The sequence below is a fragment of the Vibrio sp. MM46 genome, assembly GCF_027587135.1.
Taxonomy (GTDB): domain Bacteria; phylum Pseudomonadota; class Gammaproteobacteria; order Enterobacterales; family Vibrionaceae; genus Vibrio; species Vibrio harveyi.
In genome coordinates, this window is sequence record NZ_JAPPTO010000001.1 from 435,167 (window position 1) to 449,414 (window position 14,248).

Consider the following 14,248-nt stretch of genomic DNA (forward strand, 5'->3'; position numbering starts at 1 on the left):
AGGATAAGATTATGACTAATTTAACTCGTCGCGGATTTCTAAAAGGCACTGGTCTAACTGCTGGTGCTCTAGCTTTCACTTCATTGACGCCAATGAGCGCGCTAGCGTCCGATAAGCGTGGTTCAGGTGTACTCACAGCGGGTCGCATGGGTCCAATGCTATGTGAAGTGAAAGACGGTAAGCTGGTTTCTACCACGAACGCATTGCCACAAACGGTACCAAACAGTCTTCAAACTACGGGGCCTGACCAAGTTCATACTAAAGCTCGTGTTAAGTACCCAATGGTACGTAAAGGCTATTTGGCAAACCCATCTGTGCCAGAAGGTGTGCGCGGTAGTGATGAATTCGTTCGCGTGTCTTGGGATGAAGTTTACAAACTGATTCACGAACAACACATGCGCATTCGCAAAGAGCATGGTGCTGAATCGGTGTTTGCTGGTTCTTACGGTTGGCGTTCAAGTGGCGTACTGCACAAAGCGCAAACGCTTCTACAGCGCTATATGAGCATGGCAGGCGGTTATTCAGGTCACCTTGGTGACTACTCTACAGGTGCAGCGCAGGTGATCATGCCGCACGTGGTAGGTTCTATTGAAGTATACGAACAGCAAACCACTTACCCTGTGGTTCTTGAGCATAGTGACGTTGTGGTGCTTTGGGGTCTTAACCCAATCAATACCCTAAAAATCGCTTGGAGCTCAACAGACTGTGCGGGTCTTGAGTTCTTCCATCAGCTTAAGAAGTCAGGTAAGACGGTTATCGCTATCGACCCAATGCGTTCAGAAACCATCGAGTTCTTCGGCGAAAACGCAGAATGGATCGCTCCGCATCCTATGACGGATGTGGCAATGATGATGGGTATCGCGCATACGCTTGTGAAACAAGGTAAGCACGACAAAGAATTTTTAGCGAAATACACCACAGGCTACGACGTATTCGAAGCTTACCTAATGGGTAAAGAAGACGGCGTTGAGAAATCTGCAGAGTGGGCATCTAAGATTTGTGGCGTGCCAGTTAAGCAACTTGAGCTGCTTGCAGACATCTTCAGCAAAAACCGCACAATGCTGATGGCGGGCTGGGGTATGCAGCGCCAACAATACGGAGAGCAACGTCACTGGATGCTAGTGACGCTAGCAACTATGCTGGGTCAAATTGGTCTACCGGGTGGTGGTTTTGGCTTCTCTTACCATTACTCAAACGGTGGTAACCCTGCACGTGATGCGGGTGTGCTTCCTGCGATTTCAGCATCACTAGGTGGCGGATCTTCTGCGGGTAACGATTGGGCGGTTTCTGGCTCTGTTAACGCGTTCCCAGTAGCACGTATTGTTGAAGCGTTAGAAAACCCAGGGATGAGCTACCATCACAATGGTCATGACTTAACGTTCCCTGAGATCAAGATGATTTGGTGGGCAGGCGGTGCGAACTTTACTCACCACCAAGATACCAACCGTTTGATCAAAGCGTGGCAAAAACCAGAGCTTATCGTTATCTCTGAACCATACTGGACAGCGGCAGCGAAGCACGCGGATATTGTTCTACCTATCACCACATCGTTTGAGCGTAACGATATGACCATGACAGGTGACTACAGTAACCAACACCTAGTACCAATGAAGCAAGTGGTAGAGCCTCAAGGTGAAGCTCGTAACGACTTTGATGTATTTGCGGATATGGCAGAATTGCTTGCTCCGGGTGGACGTGATGTTTACACCGAAGGCAAAACGGAAATGGAATGGCTGTATGGCTTCTATAAAGCAGCACAGCAAGGCGGTCGTGGTCAACGCATCGCAATGCCAAACTTCAGCAAATTCTGGGAAGATAATCAGTTGATCGAAATGAAGTGGAACGAGAAAAACGCGCAGTTTGTACGTTACGCTGAATTCCGTGAAAACCCAATTATGAGCCCACTAGGTACGCCAAGTGGTAAGTTCGAGATCTTCTCTAAGACAATTGAAGGCTACCAGTTAGAAGACTGTCCTCCGCACCCAACTTGGATGGAGCCAACAGAATACACGGGCAATGCCACTGATGGTGAGCTTCAGCTAATGACGGCGCACGCCGCGCATCGACTGCACAGCCAGTTCAACTATGCGAAGATTCGTGAAGAGTACGCGATTGCTGATCGTGAGCCGATTTCTATCCACCCAGAAGATGCAAAAGCGCGAGGTATTAAGACCGGTGATCTTGTTCGTGCCTTTAATGGTCGCGGTCAAGTTCTGGTGGGGGCATTGGTTACTGATGGCATCAAGCAAGGTTCTGTTTGTATTCACGAAGGTGGTTGGCCAGATCTAGATCCGAAAACAGGCATCTGTAAAAACGGTGGTTGTAATGTTCTAACGCTAGATATTCCGACTTCTCGTCTTGCGAATGGTTGTGCGGCAAACTCTGCGTTGGTTCGTATCGAGAAATACGAAGGACCAATCCTTGAGCTAACGGCATTTACACCACCTAAGAATGCTTAGTCTTGGTTTAGAATCCAATGTTTAAAATGAACGAAGCCAGCAAGTTGCTGGCTTCTTTTTATCTATTTTTTAAGACTTTTACTTGGTTGCTAAGGCAACGAAAGGCGCTTTTTTTGTAATTTGAAATGTAGGCAGTAAGGTAAATACCACAGCGACAAACACCACTGAGCCAATCAAATCCTCAATTCTGTGCATGCCTAGCCACAAACGACTGTACGCTACGCCCATAGCCCACACCCACAAAGTTGCAGCAGAAAAATAGCACTTATTCTGCAAAAATAACCCACCGAAGAAGGCTAAACAGATTGAAACGAAAATCGTATGACCAGATGGGAAAGAGTAATCTTTTTCACCTTGCCAGTGGCGAGTGCGCCATTCGCTGACTTTCTCAGAAATCTGCCCAATCACATTCGCTTGCTGAGCGGTTTCTAGTTGATAAAACGCTTCTGGATGTTCAATTAATTGTTCTGCAGCAAGCAATTCGGTGTAGGGACGTGGGCTTTCTGTCATTAGCTTCAAGCCTGTTTTGCTGGCAAAACCAATCACCAGTAGCAACCCCAGCATCGACAGTTTTTGCATCCAGTCGGTGCGAGATGGTTTAAAGCGGTAAAGGGACAGCACCAACAACGTCAAGGTAATTAAAAAGCCTTTGCTGCCTGCAGAGTCTGTCAGCAAGGTGAATAGGATGCCAGTACCATCAGAAACGTGAGAAGTAAGATCGTGGAACGAGGCAAACAGCGAAAGCGGGATGATGCCAAGAATGAACAAGGCGAGCATCATCAAACCATATTTTTTTGTTTTCATGAAAAGTCATACAGCAGTCGAAAATAGGCGGCTATCTTACGACAATTGATGTGAAAAACTTATCAACGCTCTGTCAATTCGAGTGTGAAAGTGACATTGCAGGTCTTCGCTGTGAAAGGATGGACTGTTGAAAGTTTTGAGAGGTGAACGCGCTCATCCATAAGCGCTTTGCTCTGGAGTGAGCAAGGTTAGCTCATCAAACCCAATAGGTACTCCGATGCGGCTTTTGGATCTTCAGCGTGGCAAATTGCTGAAACCAAAGCCAAGCCATGAACACCAGTGGCGCTAAGCTGCGGAATGTTACTCTTGTTAATGCCGCCAATGGCAACAATCGGCAGTGAAGTCGTCTCTAACGCCATTTTCAAACCATCAATACCCCAGTGTTTTTTTGTGTTGGTTTTAGTTGGCGTCGCGAATATCGCACTCAAACCGATGTAATCAATCGGCAGAGAGTCGGCTTCTGCAAGCTGCTCTTCATTTTCGATAGATAAACCGAGAATTTTGTTTGGTCCAATCAACTCACGAGCAATGATTGCTGGCATGTCTGATTGCCCAAGGTGGACCCCATCAGCATCGACAGCCAGTGCGACATCTACGCGGTCATTGACGATCAAAGGCACATCGGTATCTTTAAGGATGTCTTTCACGGCTTGAGCTCGTTCGATAAACGCACGCACATCACCGTGTTTTTCGCGGACTTGTACCATAGTCACGCCACCTTCCACCGCTTTTCTCACAACACGCTTTAATGTGGCTAAATCTTGTTGGTCATCGGTGACCAAATATAAACGATAGGCGTTCATTGGGTTTCCTTTAAGCCTCTCATTTAAAGAGGATTGAGAGGCTAGTGTTAAAAGAGATAAAAGCTTATTGCACGTGCAGTTTGAGGCGCTTCGCCAATGTTTCTTCATCCAACTGGTAAAGCTCATCCAACAGGTTCATTTGCAGGCTACCTGGACCACGAGCTTGTTCCGCTGCAATCTCGCCAACAACACCCAGTACCGCTGCTGCTGCGAGACCAGTGTCATCACCAACGGCAGCAAAAGCGCCCGTTAGTGCCGTGAGCGTACAGCCCATTCCGGTTACGTATGGCATCATCTCGTGACCATTGTTTAGTTGCACGGTTTGCCCTTTCGTGACGATGTAATCGGTCTCGCCAGAAATCACCACGCTTGCATCATACTCTGTGACTAAGAAGTTGGCAGCGCCAAGTGCTGTGTCGCTGCTGTCTAACGCATCGACGCCTTTGCTTTGTGCTTGCTCGCCAGCGAGTGCAATGATTTCTGAGGCGTTACCACGAATGATGAGTTTGTCTGCAAGGCGTGCGATCTCACGTGATGTCTCTGTACGTAGTGAGCTTGCTCCGCAACCGACAGGGTCGAGTACAACGATTTTACCATTGGCATTGGCTTGTTCTACGGCATAGCTCATACGCGGTGTCCAAACGCTGTCTAGGGTTCCAATGTTGATAACCAATGCGCCAGCGAACGACATCATCTCTGCCATTTCCTGCTTGGAGTGCGCCATGATTGGAGAAGCGCCGATGGCCAATAGGGCGTTTGCCGTGTTGTTCATCACCACGTAGTTAGTGATGTTGACGACTAATGGCTTTTGCTGGCGCACTGCGGTTAATGCTTGGGTGATTTGTTCAATTAACATGAGACTCTCCGATTAATCTTGCTGAGCGTTCAGACCTTGTTGCCAGAATGCTACTTCCATACGTGTTGCGGTTTTGAATACCTGAATCAGGTTTTGACCACGCTGGCTATTGATGTCGATTTCCGCCAATAACTGGTTAAAGTGTTCTGCACCTTTTGCGACACCAGATTGGAACTCCTCACCACCGTAGAGATTAATCCAACTTGCGTATGGATTGCCTTCGATTACTGTCTTTTCATCTCCAATCAGCATCTTACCGATAACGGCATAACCGATAGAGCATGGCGCTAGTGCCGCGTATAGATCAACAAGATCGCCCGTCATGCCGGCATCCAATACGTAGCGGGTGTAAGCCACAGTGCCGAAATCTTCCGGCTCGTTTTCTAGGTCGGATTCCGTCAGCCCCCATTGCTCACAGTAAGTCACGTGGTGGGCGATTTCAGAATCGAGCAATGCATGTACGCTTGGGAGAGCGCTGCGCATGTCATCCAAAGTACGCGCTTTGTAGATCGCTAATGCGTAAGCTCGTGCGTACTGCTTTAGGAACAGAAAATCCTGCTTTAGATAGTGCAGAAAACAAGGCTGAGCCAGAGTGCCTTGCGCCAATTGCTGCACGAAAGCATGCTCAGTGTATTCTTGCCAATCTTGGTGGCAAGCGTCGATCAAGTCTTGGTATTTCATTATGGATATCTCGTTATCAAAAGACCTTAGGCTTTGAGCCTAAGGTCAGTAGAATTAGTCAAAGCTCGGTACGTAATCTTTCGCTTTTGGCAGTGTTTCGATGATGTTTTGTGAATACATGAACTCGGCATAATCATCGTAGCGTTTCAGATCTACTGCAGATGGACGAAGAGCGAAACGAGTTAGCGTGTCATTCCAAGCGCGTTGGTTAAGCTCATTATTGAGGGTGTCTGGTGAATAAGCCACAAACTCTTTCCAAGATTCTTTTGGATGGTTAACGATGTAAGTGGTCGCTTGCTCCAGTGCTTTGTTGAATGCCTTGATGGCTTCTTTGTCGTAGGTTTTTGCATTGGCTACGAAGACTAACTCGTCATACGCTGGCACGCCGTGTTCTTCAGGGAAGAAGGCTTTAGCTTTATAACCTTCTAGTGCCAGTTGGTTGGTTTCGAAGTTACGTAGACCGCCCCAAATCGCATCCACCTTGCCAGACGCAAGAGACGAAGATAGCGCCCAACCTACGTTGATGATTTGTACGTCAGAAAACTTCACGTTCTCTTGAGCTAGCATGGTGCCGATTGTCGCTTCTTCGTTGCCTGCGATCGCAATACCGATCTTCTTGCCTTTCAAGTCACCAAGGTTTTCATTCTTACCGTTGTCCAACACCATCAGCGTGTTGAGTGGCGTAGCAATCAAAGTCGCAGAGCGGATTAGTGGCAAACCAGCCGCGACATCGATAGTTAGGCTTGGTTGGTAAGAAATCGCCATGTCGACCTTGCCAGCAGCGACCAATTTAGGAGGTGTACTTGGATCAGCAGGCTCTTGAATGTTGACCTTCAAACCTTGTTCTTTGAAGTAACCGCGCTCTTTGGCAATCACGATAGGACCATGGTTTGGATTGACGAACCAATCCAACATCAGTGTCATCTCTTTTTCAGCGGCAAGGACGTTGGTTGATACCACTGAAGCGAGTAGAGCAGCAGCGCTCATAAGTTTGTTTTTATTCACGGGGTTCTTCCTTTTCTTTCCCAATTTCCTTTGGTTATTTTCGGCAATTACTTGCTTTCCCAAGGGATGGCTTTTTTCAATAATTTATCGGTGATGAAGTAGAGTGCGATAGACAGCACGGCGAGGATAAACAGCGCCGCAAACATCTCATCAATGATCATGCGAGCGTTAGCTTGGAGCATCAGATAACCCAAGCCTTCACTTGAACCTACCCACTCACCGACCACTGCTCCAATTGGCGCAATAACGACGGCAACACGAATACCTGAGGCTAAAGTTGGTAGTGCGGCTGGCAATTGAATATGACGAAGTAGCTGCCATTTAGACGCGCCCATGGTCTTGGCAAGATCGAGGTAACCTGTTGGTGTATTGCGTAAGCCGTCGTAGCAACATGTCGTGACGGGGAAAAAGATGATGATCGCCGCCATAACAACTTTTGAAGCAATGCCGTAACCCAGCCAAAGCATGAGCACTGGCGCGATGGCGAACACAGGGATCGCTTGGCTAGCAATCAGAATTGGCAGTAACCAACGCTTCAGCGGCTCGAACATCAGCATTTGCAATGCGAACAGCAAACCCATCGATAATCCAAGCGCCAAGCCAAGTAAAATCTCTTGCGCAGTAACCCAAGTATGTTTGAGCAATACATCGTAACGAGTGACCAATCTATCCAGCACTTCAATAGGTGAAGGTAAGATGAAGCTTGGCATATCGAATATCACCACGACCAACTGCCACAATCCCAAGATCACCGCAGTGCTTATGACCAAGCGCAGAGCCGGATGGGTCACGCGTTCTTTTTTATTAATACGTGCCGAAACGGAGTTGTACTGAGTCATATCACTCATAGTCTTTCTCCAATTGATCCAAAATCGCCTGTTGTAGCGCTGCGCACTCTCCATCGAGAACTCTTGGAGGCTTGGAATCCGGAACAACCAAGTGCTGAGCTTGCGCAGGTGTGCCTTGCAGCACATAGAGTTGGTGAGCTAATCGCACCGCTTCTTGTGGGTCGTGGGTAATAAGAACAACCGTCTTGTCTTTCAGTAATTCGGCAGACAAGGTTTGCAACTTATGACGAGTAACCGCGTCCAGTGCAGAGAAAGGCTCATCCATCAGGACTAGAGGCTTGTCTTGCATCAGAGTGCGAGCAAGGGCAACACGCTGTCTCATGCCGCCAGAGAGTTGAGCTGGCTTAGCATCCGCGTAATCGGCGAGTCCCACTTGGTTAAGTAAAGTCAGTGCACGTTGTGTATTTTGTTCTGGTGCTTGATCTTGAGAAAATCGAGAACTTAGGCAGACGTTGTCTAACACATTTAACCACGGCAGCAACAAGTCTTGCTGCGCCATGTAGGCAATACGCTTGTGTAAGGTGATGCCATCCGTGGTGGTTAACTCGCCATGCCATTCGACTTTGTCGTCTAACAACCCAGCTAGATAACGAAGGATCGTCGTTTTTCCGCAACCACTGCGACCAAGTAACACCGTCCATTGATTGGCAGGGATGGCCATACTCAACCCAGCTAATGTTGGTGTTTGGCTGTCTTTGTATTGCAGACTTGCTTCGGTAAGCTGAATGCCGAGTGCATTAGCGCACATGCGTGTGACCTGCAAAAAAATGGTTCACAGGACCATGACCTTTACCGACATCCAATTCGTCAGCGTGTGCGATAGCTTGGCTGATGTACTGCTTACCAAGGTGCACCGCTTTGTGCAGGTTGTTGCCTTGACCAAGGTAAGACGCGATAGCAGAAGACAGTGTGCAGCCTGTGCCATGGGTGTTTTTGGTTGGAAAGCGTTTAGCGCTGATTAACTCGGCGCTGTCTTGCATGATCAGCAGATCGTTGCTGTTTTCATCTTTTTCCAAGTGGCCGCCTTTTAACAGCACCGCTTTTGCCCCTAATGCGTGCAAGTCAGCAATCATATCGTTCATTTCAGATTCTGATTGAGGAACTGGTTTACCTGTCAATGCAGCACCTTCAGGTAGGTTAGGGGTAATGATGTCTGCGAGCGGAATCAATTCTTCTTTTAAAGTGTTGATTGCCGACTGTTCCAGTAATAGATCGCCGCTGGTGGCCACCATAACAGGGTCAATCACGAGGTGTTTTGGCTGGTATTGTTTAATTTTGTCTGCAACGACTTTGATGATATTGGAATCGGCCAGCATGCCCACTTTAACTGCAACGATGTTGAGGTCGGTAAATACCGCATCAAGTTGGCTCTCTACATGGTCGAGAGGAATGGGGAAAATCGCAGAAACGCCTTGGGTATTTTGCGAAGTAATCGCCGTGATTACCGAGCAAGCAAAACTGCCGGTTGCGGACATCGCTTTTATGTCGGCTTGAATGCCTGCGCCGCCACCGCTATCAGAACCTGCAATCGTTAACACAATCGGTGTGTCTGTTGAAGTTGCTGCTTGTGGCTGTGTTGATGGTTTTTCTTGGCTTGACTGCTGCGCCATGGTCGCTCCTATTACAAGACGTACAGGAACTGACTTGGCCAAGCAAGGGAAGATCGGTGATCGGATCCATTGGGCTAGCTGCACTGGTAGAGACTCAAGGCAAGCTAGTGGCAAAGTGATGATAGTTCCCTACGTCAGTGCTAACTGAATCAGGTTCAACGGGTCTCGAATTTCGATCTCAGCCGATGCATTCACTGCATGGGCCCCCCGACTATTTCGTCAAGATAATAGCAGTTCACTCAGTTACGGTGCACGTGTTTTTTTATGGCTAGAGAGAGTCATCATTTAAATATGAGAACTGGATTCTCTTCGTAATTAGAGCCCCAGCGTTGTTAACTGCGCTCACTCGCCCAATCACATAGGCTAACTATGCTCATGGGACTCTTTCGCTTGTTGCCTAGCTGGAACCCTAATTATTTTGTGAATCCAACAGCAATATGGTGGCAGAATTTAGTGTAAATAACGTGCTGCATTGAAACTGGCAGTTCAAGACACTATCTAATAGTGAGATGTCGACATAATACGTAACGATTCGTTCTTTGATTTAACAAGGATTAGCATAAAACAAGGTTAAAAAAGTGTTAATATTTAACGCGTTGCCAATATCCTTTTGAGTCATCCAATTTAGGTTATGACTGTTATAAACAGAGTCTAACTCAAAGGTGGGGAAGGCTAGGACGATCAACGAGCAAGGAGATTTCATGCTTAATTCTGTAACAGCGAAAGCGGTGATCGATCATGCCCTCTTTTTAGGGGCTGATTTCGCTGAGCTATTCGTTGAACACCATCAAACCAACACTGTCCAGATCGCATCTGGTGAGGTGGACAAGGTGAACTCGGGTATCGATTTTGGTATCGGTATTCGTCTCTTCTTCGGTCATAAAGTGCTTTACGGTTACACCAACAGCACCGATGAAGCCGAGCTTAAACGCGTAACCTCACTGCTTGCAGCAAAAGACAAGCGTGAGCAAATCGTGTCAGCAGGTTCTCTCAATCTGAACCGCTACCCAATTCAACATGGTTGTCGTATGCCACTTGGCAAAGACGCTAACCTAGATTCTAAAATTGCTTTCTTATTGCAAGTTGACCAAGCCGCACGCGCAGAGAGTGAACATATCAGCCAGTTCATCGGCAGCGTGCTTCAGCGCGAACAGCAAGTGTCTATCTTCAACTCAGAAGGTCTACACGTTGACGATACTCGCCACTACATCCGAGTTGCTGGTAATACCGTCGCTCAAAAAGGTAATGAGCAGTCTTCAGGTATGGAAGGTCCTGGCGCTCTTGCGGGTTGGGAATTCAGTGAACAGCTTGATGCCAAAGAGCTAGGTCAAACTATCGCGCAGCAAGCGTTGGTTAAACTTGGTGCGGATGCTTGTCCATCGGGTGAAATGCCGGTGGTGATTGGTAACGGCTTTGGTGGCGTTATCTTCCATGAAGCATGTGGTCACTTGTTAGAAACCACTTCAGTTGCGAAGAAAGCATCAGTCTTCCACGACAAGATGGGCGAAATGGTTGCTCACACCGCAGTGAATGCAGTCGATGATGGCACCATGACTAACGAATGGGGCTCGATTCATGTTGATGATGAAGGCATGAAGACTCAGCGCACTCAATTGATCAAAGACGGTAAGCTTACCAGCTTCATGGTCGATAAAATGGGGGGCATGAAGACAGGTTACGAACCTACGGGGTCTGGTCGTCGTCAAAACTACAAGTTCGCACCAACCTCGCGTATGCGTAACACCTTTATCGAAGAAGGCGAGCATTCACTTGATGACATGCTGACAGGCATCGAGCGTGGTATCTATGCGAAGAAGATGGGCGGCGGCTCGGTTCAACCGGGTACGGGGGAGTTCAACTTTGCCGTTCGTGAAGCTTACCTCATTGAAAATGGCAAAATCACCAAACCTCTGAAAACTGCAACGCTGATCAGCACGGGTCCAAAAGTGCTGAAAGAAATCAGCATGGTCGGCAAAGACATGGCGCTTGCGCCGGGCATGTGTGGTTCCGTGAGTGGTTCAGTGCCAACAACAGTCGGTCAGCCAACGCTGAAAGTAGATAACATTCTGGTAGGAGGCGGTAACTAATGAGCCAAGAACAACAACTTCTTAATGCGGTTGATTACGTCCTATCAGAAGCAAAACGCCAAGGTGCAGAAGCGGACGTCATTGTAAACCGCAACAGCAGCTTTTCTTTGAAAGCGAACCAAGGAAAGCTGGATGAGTACAAAGTAAGCTCAAGCCAAGTTCTGGGTGTTCGTGTTGTGAAAGATGCGCGCGTAGCAACGAGCTATTCTGAGTCGTTAGAGCAACCAAGCTTAGATTTGATGCTGACAAACGCACTGCAAAGCGCTCGCTTTTCCAAGCAAGATGAACATCAGACTATTAGTTGCGTGAACAGCCAAATCGCGACTGATGTTGCTGAGATTGCGCAAGAAGATACGACTTCTGTTGATGAAAAAATTGAACTGTCTCTCGCACTTGAGCAAGGCGTAGTAGCTCTGCCTCATGCTTCTAGCGCACCTTACAATGGTTATAGCGATGGCGAAACACAACTGATCATTGCCAATACTCAAGGCACATTGTGTCAACACTTCGAGCGCTCGTTCACTTGTTACGCGTATACCTTGTTTGAAAAAGACGGCAAACAGTCAATGGCGGGTAGAATGTCACTTGGTCGCCGTTTTGATGAGTTGAATCCAGCTTACTGTATAGAAGGCGGTTACAACCTTGCTCGAGATCTTCTTGAAGGTGCACCGGTTGCGACGGGTAACTACCCTGCTATCTTCCATATCAATGCGCTAGCAAGTTTATTCGGTGCTTTCGGCAGTGCTTTCTCTGGCGTAAGCGCGATGAAAGGCATTACGCCACTGGGTGATAAGCTTGGTCAACGTGTTGCGAGTGATTTAATTACCTTTAGTGATACGGCTTACATGCCAAATGGTATGGCAATCGCAAGTTTTGATAGTGAAGGCTTTGCTACTCAAGACAATGTGATGATTGCTAATGGTGAGTTGAAAACCTTGCTACACAACAGCCAGACCGCAAGTTACTTGGGTGCAGTCTCGACAGCAAGTGCCGCTCGCGGTGCAAAATCGAGCCTAGAAGTATCAGCGAATCACAAAGTGATTGCGACAGGCAACAGTAGTGCGTCAGAAGTAAAAGCGGGTGAGTACCTAGAGTTAGTCGAACTGCAGGGTGTTCACTCTGGCGCGGATGCGGTGAGTGGTGATTTCTCGTTTGGTGCGAGTGGCTTCTTGTGCCGTGATGGTGAGCGCATTCAACCAGTGCGTGGTATCACTGTAGCGGGTAACTTCTACAAGATGCTGCAAGAAGTTGAGGCTGTGGGTGATGCTCAGTTAATTAACGATAGCCGCACTTTCTTCTCGCCAGACGTTCGTTTTGCTCGTTTGAGCATTGGCGGTAAATAACTCAGGCATTCCTATAGAAACAAAAGGAGGACTCAATGGAGTCCTCTTTCTTTTAACTCGTGAGAATTAAAATTCGCGAATGTCTAACTCATTGTGGATCAATACCACACACTGAGAAGCGAACAGCATCTTAGGACCTAAGCTGATCTTCTCTGTGCCAAGGCGCTTTAAGCTGTTAAAAGACTTCTTCGGCATCGGAATATGGTCAGTTAGCAAGAAACATGGGTTTCCACCGATTTCTGCATCACGAACAAATTCGCCTTTTTTATCCAACATATATAGTTGGTGATCTTCTGCCAGTTCTTGCACTAAGCGTTCAAAGCTGACTGTACGAACGGTGATACCAGGTTCGACTTCACGAAGCTGCTCTTTACCCATACCAACCGAAGCGTCTAAAGCGCGAGCCACCGCTGCAATCAAAGTTGACTCATGGAAGCCGCCAATGTTGGTTATGTTGTTGGAGCGAATGGTAATGGTACGTGAGAAATCTTTTGTGCTTTCTAAAACCAAGTGTACAACCACATCTTCGCGGTGCGATTGAGCAACGAACATAGTGTTCATCATGGTATGAGCAAGAATCTCTGTATGCGCTTCATTACCAACACCTTCTAACAGTGCTTTGCTGGTGGTTGGCGCCGCGCGAGCTCGTAAAACAAAAGAGCGCATGAATTTAGCCTCTATATAGGAAGAGTGAATGCGCGGAAGTATATACCCAAGCAGGGAAGGGATGCGAGTTTAATAGCAAATGTGAACTTACTTACAAAGCTTCGATTGTCGTAAGGAGTGTGCTGGTTAGAATAGAGGCAACCTGTTAGGAGCGGTATATGGAAATCAAAAAAATAAACAAACAAGTCTATAGAAAGAAGGTCAACCTAGTGATTGGTGGCTTTGTTGCCTTGCTTGCGATCTCTTCTCTTGCTTTTAGTACTTTATTAATTGTCTTGTTCGGTAATACAGATGTAGTACCTGAACAATCGACGGGGAACTTTCATTGGAACTTAATTGGTGTTGTGCTCGCCTTAGCCACTTCACTGTCTTTGTTGAACCAATTCAAAACACGCCCTTATATGGAAGAAGTGTTGTATGTCTGGAAACTCAAGCAACTGCACAACAAGATCTTTCGTAAACTGAAAAGCATTAAAGCCGCTTCTGTTGAGCACGATGTAAAAGCGCTGACGATACTTAAGTTCTACTATACGACTCAAAGTCAGGTGTTTGAGTTAGACAACAACACATTAACGATGAGCAGTGTAAATAAAGAATTAGAGGCAATTGAACAAATAGAAGCGGCGCAATCACGGGATCTGGATATCGCTAGCTTTGAAGAGTCTTGGATAGACACATATTGATTGCCTATTTGCTACTTGAAGTTAACAACTAAGTGCTAAAAATAAGCGTTTGAGTGAGATTTCATCACTCAACGCTTTTTTTTAAGTTTTTTTCTAAAAAAGGGTTGCCAAGAAAAATCATCTCCCTATAATGCGCCTCCGTTGTCAGGGCAAAGCGGAAACGCAAAAGCGGTTGGCAATGAGGCGAAAGAAAAAGCTTCTAAAAATTAATTTAAAAAAGTGTTTGACACTAAGAATTAATTCCTTAGAATACGCCTCCGCTTCGATAGCAAAGCTTACGAAGCAAGCTCTTTAACAATATAGACCTATCAATCTGTGTGGGCACTCGTTGATGATAATCCAATTAGAAATTTCTCTTAATAAAGAGCGGTTTCAAATTAGGTTTCAATGAAACGAAGTGACC

At 46.9% G+C, this 14,248-nt stretch carries 13 protein-coding genes and 1 riboswitch; of the genes, 4 read left to right on the plus strand and 9 right to left on the minus strand.

Features of this window, described 5'->3' with window-relative positions; genetic code table 11:
- Positions 1–11: 11 nt before the first annotated feature.
- A complete protein-coding gene (locus OH459_RS01980; protein WP_222326902.1) occupies positions 12–2,459 on the plus strand; it encodes a molybdopterin guanine dinucleotide-containing S/N-oxide reductase in 2,448 nt (815 codons plus the stop codon).
- Positions 2,460–2,537: 78 nt separating this feature from the next.
- On the opposite strand, the gene OH459_RS01985 is transcribed toward OH459_RS01980, so the two are convergent.
- The 8 genes from OH459_RS01985 to thiD form a co-directional block, all read right to left on the minus strand.
- On the minus strand, positions 2,538–3,263 hold the full coding sequence (locus OH459_RS01985) for a phosphatase PAP2 family protein (protein ID WP_009697284.1): 726 nt from the start codon (positions 3,261–3,263) through the stop codon (positions 2,538–2,540).
- A 188-nt stretch (positions 3,264–3,451) separates the two neighbouring features.
- Positions 3,452–4,066 (minus strand): thiamine phosphate synthase, encoded by a 615-nt coding sequence (gene thiE / locus OH459_RS01990; protein ID WP_122020924.1) that lies wholly within the window; start codon positions 4,064–4,066, stop codon positions 3,452–3,454.
- 64 nt (positions 4,067–4,130) lie between these two features.
- Entirely contained in the window at positions 4,131–4,922 is a 792-nt protein-coding gene (gene thiM, locus OH459_RS01995; protein WP_017189896.1) for a hydroxyethylthiazole kinase, read from the minus strand.
- 12 nt (positions 4,923–4,934) lie between these two features.
- Positions 4,935–5,603: a thiaminase II gene (tenA, locus tag OH459_RS02000; protein WP_269984934.1), complete on the minus strand. Its 669-nt coding sequence runs from the start codon at positions 5,601–5,603 to the stop codon at positions 4,935–4,937.
- Positions 5,604–5,657: 54 nt separating this feature from the next.
- Positions 5,658–6,608, minus strand: a complete 951-nt coding sequence (locus tag OH459_RS02005) for an ABC transporter substrate-binding protein (RefSeq protein ID WP_029788739.1) — start codon at positions 6,606–6,608, stop codon at positions 5,658–5,660.
- Positions 6,609–6,655: 47 nt separating this feature from the next.
- Positions 6,656–7,456 carry an ABC transporter permease gene (locus OH459_RS02010; protein ID WP_005428301.1) on the minus strand — a complete coding sequence of 267 codons (801 nt, stop codon included), beginning with the start codon at positions 7,454–7,456 and terminating at the stop codon, positions 6,656–6,658.
- Positions 7,449–8,204, minus strand: coding sequence for an ABC transporter ATP-binding protein (locus OH459_RS02015; protein WP_269984937.1), 756 nt, complete (start codon positions 8,202–8,204; stop codon positions 7,449–7,451). The genes OH459_RS02010 and OH459_RS02015 overlap by 8 nt, the downstream gene beginning before the upstream one ends.
- A complete protein-coding gene (gene thiD / locus OH459_RS02020; protein WP_269984939.1) occupies positions 8,194–9,066 on the minus strand; it encodes a bifunctional hydroxymethylpyrimidine kinase/phosphomethylpyrimidine kinase in 873 nt (290 codons plus the stop codon). The genes OH459_RS02015 and thiD overlap by 11 nt, the downstream gene beginning before the upstream one ends.
- Before the next feature lie 109 nt (positions 9,067–9,175).
- Positions 9,176–9,286, minus strand: a riboswitch (TPP riboswitch).
- A gap of 481 nt (positions 9,287–9,767) precedes the next feature.
- On the opposite strand from thiD, the gene OH459_RS02025 reads away from it, so the two are divergent.
- Together OH459_RS02025 and OH459_RS02030 are read left to right on the plus strand one after the other, a co-directional pair.
- Complete coding sequence (locus OH459_RS02025) at positions 9,768–11,153, plus strand: TldD/PmbA family protein (protein ID WP_045392730.1); 1,386 nt, start codon at positions 9,768–9,770, stop codon at positions 11,151–11,153.
- Positions 11,153–12,496 (plus strand): TldD/PmbA family protein, encoded by a 1,344-nt coding sequence (locus OH459_RS02030; protein ID WP_269984943.1) that lies wholly within the window; start codon positions 11,153–11,155, stop codon positions 12,494–12,496. Before OH459_RS02025 ends, OH459_RS02030 begins: the two co-directional genes overlap by 1 nt.
- A 66-nt stretch (positions 12,497–12,562) precedes the next feature.
- Here OH459_RS02030 and trmY read toward each other — a convergent pair whose 3' ends face one another.
- Entirely contained in the window at positions 12,563–13,162 is a 600-nt protein-coding gene (gene trmY, locus OH459_RS02035) for a tRNA (pseudouridine(54)-N(1))-methyltransferase TrmY (protein ID WP_269984945.1), read from the minus strand.
- A 158-nt stretch (positions 13,163–13,320) separates the two neighbouring features.
- Here trmY and OH459_RS02040 point away from each other — a divergent pair, with 158 nt between their 5' ends.
- Positions 13,321–13,845 (plus strand): DUF3087 domain-containing protein, encoded by a 525-nt coding sequence (locus OH459_RS02040; protein ID WP_269984947.1) that lies wholly within the window; start codon positions 13,321–13,323, stop codon positions 13,843–13,845.
- The last annotated feature ends 403 nt before the right edge of the window (positions 13,846–14,248 follow it).

Excerpts from the sequence above, each read along its gene's own strand:
- OH459_RS02015 (WP_269984937.1), bottom strand. The coding sequence starts at position 8,204 with ATGTGCGCTAATGCACTCGGCATTCAGCTTACCGAAGCAAGTCTGCAA.
- thiE (WP_122020924.1), bottom strand. The coding sequence starts at position 4,066 with ATGAACGCCTATCGTTTATATTTGGTCACCGATGACCAACAAGATTTA.
- tenA (WP_269984934.1), bottom strand. The coding sequence starts at position 5,603 with ATGAAATACCAAGACTTGATCGACGCTTGCCACCAAGATTGGCAAGAA.
- OH459_RS02030 (WP_269984943.1), top strand. The coding sequence starts at position 11,153 with ATGAGCCAAGAACAACAACTTCTTAATGCGGTTGATTACGTCCTATCA.
- OH459_RS02010 (WP_005428301.1), bottom strand. The coding sequence starts at position 7,456 with ATGAGTGATATGACTCAGTACAACTCCGTTTCGGCACGTATTAATAAA.
- OH459_RS01985 (WP_009697284.1), bottom strand. The coding sequence starts at position 3,263 with ATGAAAACAAAAAAATATGGTTTGATGATGCTCGCCTTGTTCATTCTT.
- thiM (WP_017189896.1), bottom strand. The coding sequence starts at position 4,922 with ATGTTAATTGAACAAATCACCCAAGCATTAACCGCAGTGCGCCAGCAA.
- trmY (WP_269984945.1), bottom strand. The coding sequence starts at position 13,162 with ATGCGCTCTTTTGTTTTACGAGCTCGCGCGGCGCCAACCACCAGCAAA.
- OH459_RS01980 (WP_222326902.1), top strand. The coding sequence starts at position 12 with ATGACTAATTTAACTCGTCGCGGATTTCTAAAAGGCACTGGTCTAACT.
- thiD (WP_269984939.1), bottom strand. The coding sequence starts at position 9,066 with ATGGCGCAGCAGTCAAGCCAAGAAAAACCATCAACACAGCCACAAGCA.
- OH459_RS02040 (WP_269984947.1), top strand. The coding sequence starts at position 13,321 with ATGGAAATCAAAAAAATAAACAAACAAGTCTATAGAAAGAAGGTCAAC.
- OH459_RS02025 (WP_045392730.1), top strand. The coding sequence starts at position 9,768 with ATGCTTAATTCTGTAACAGCGAAAGCGGTGATCGATCATGCCCTCTTT.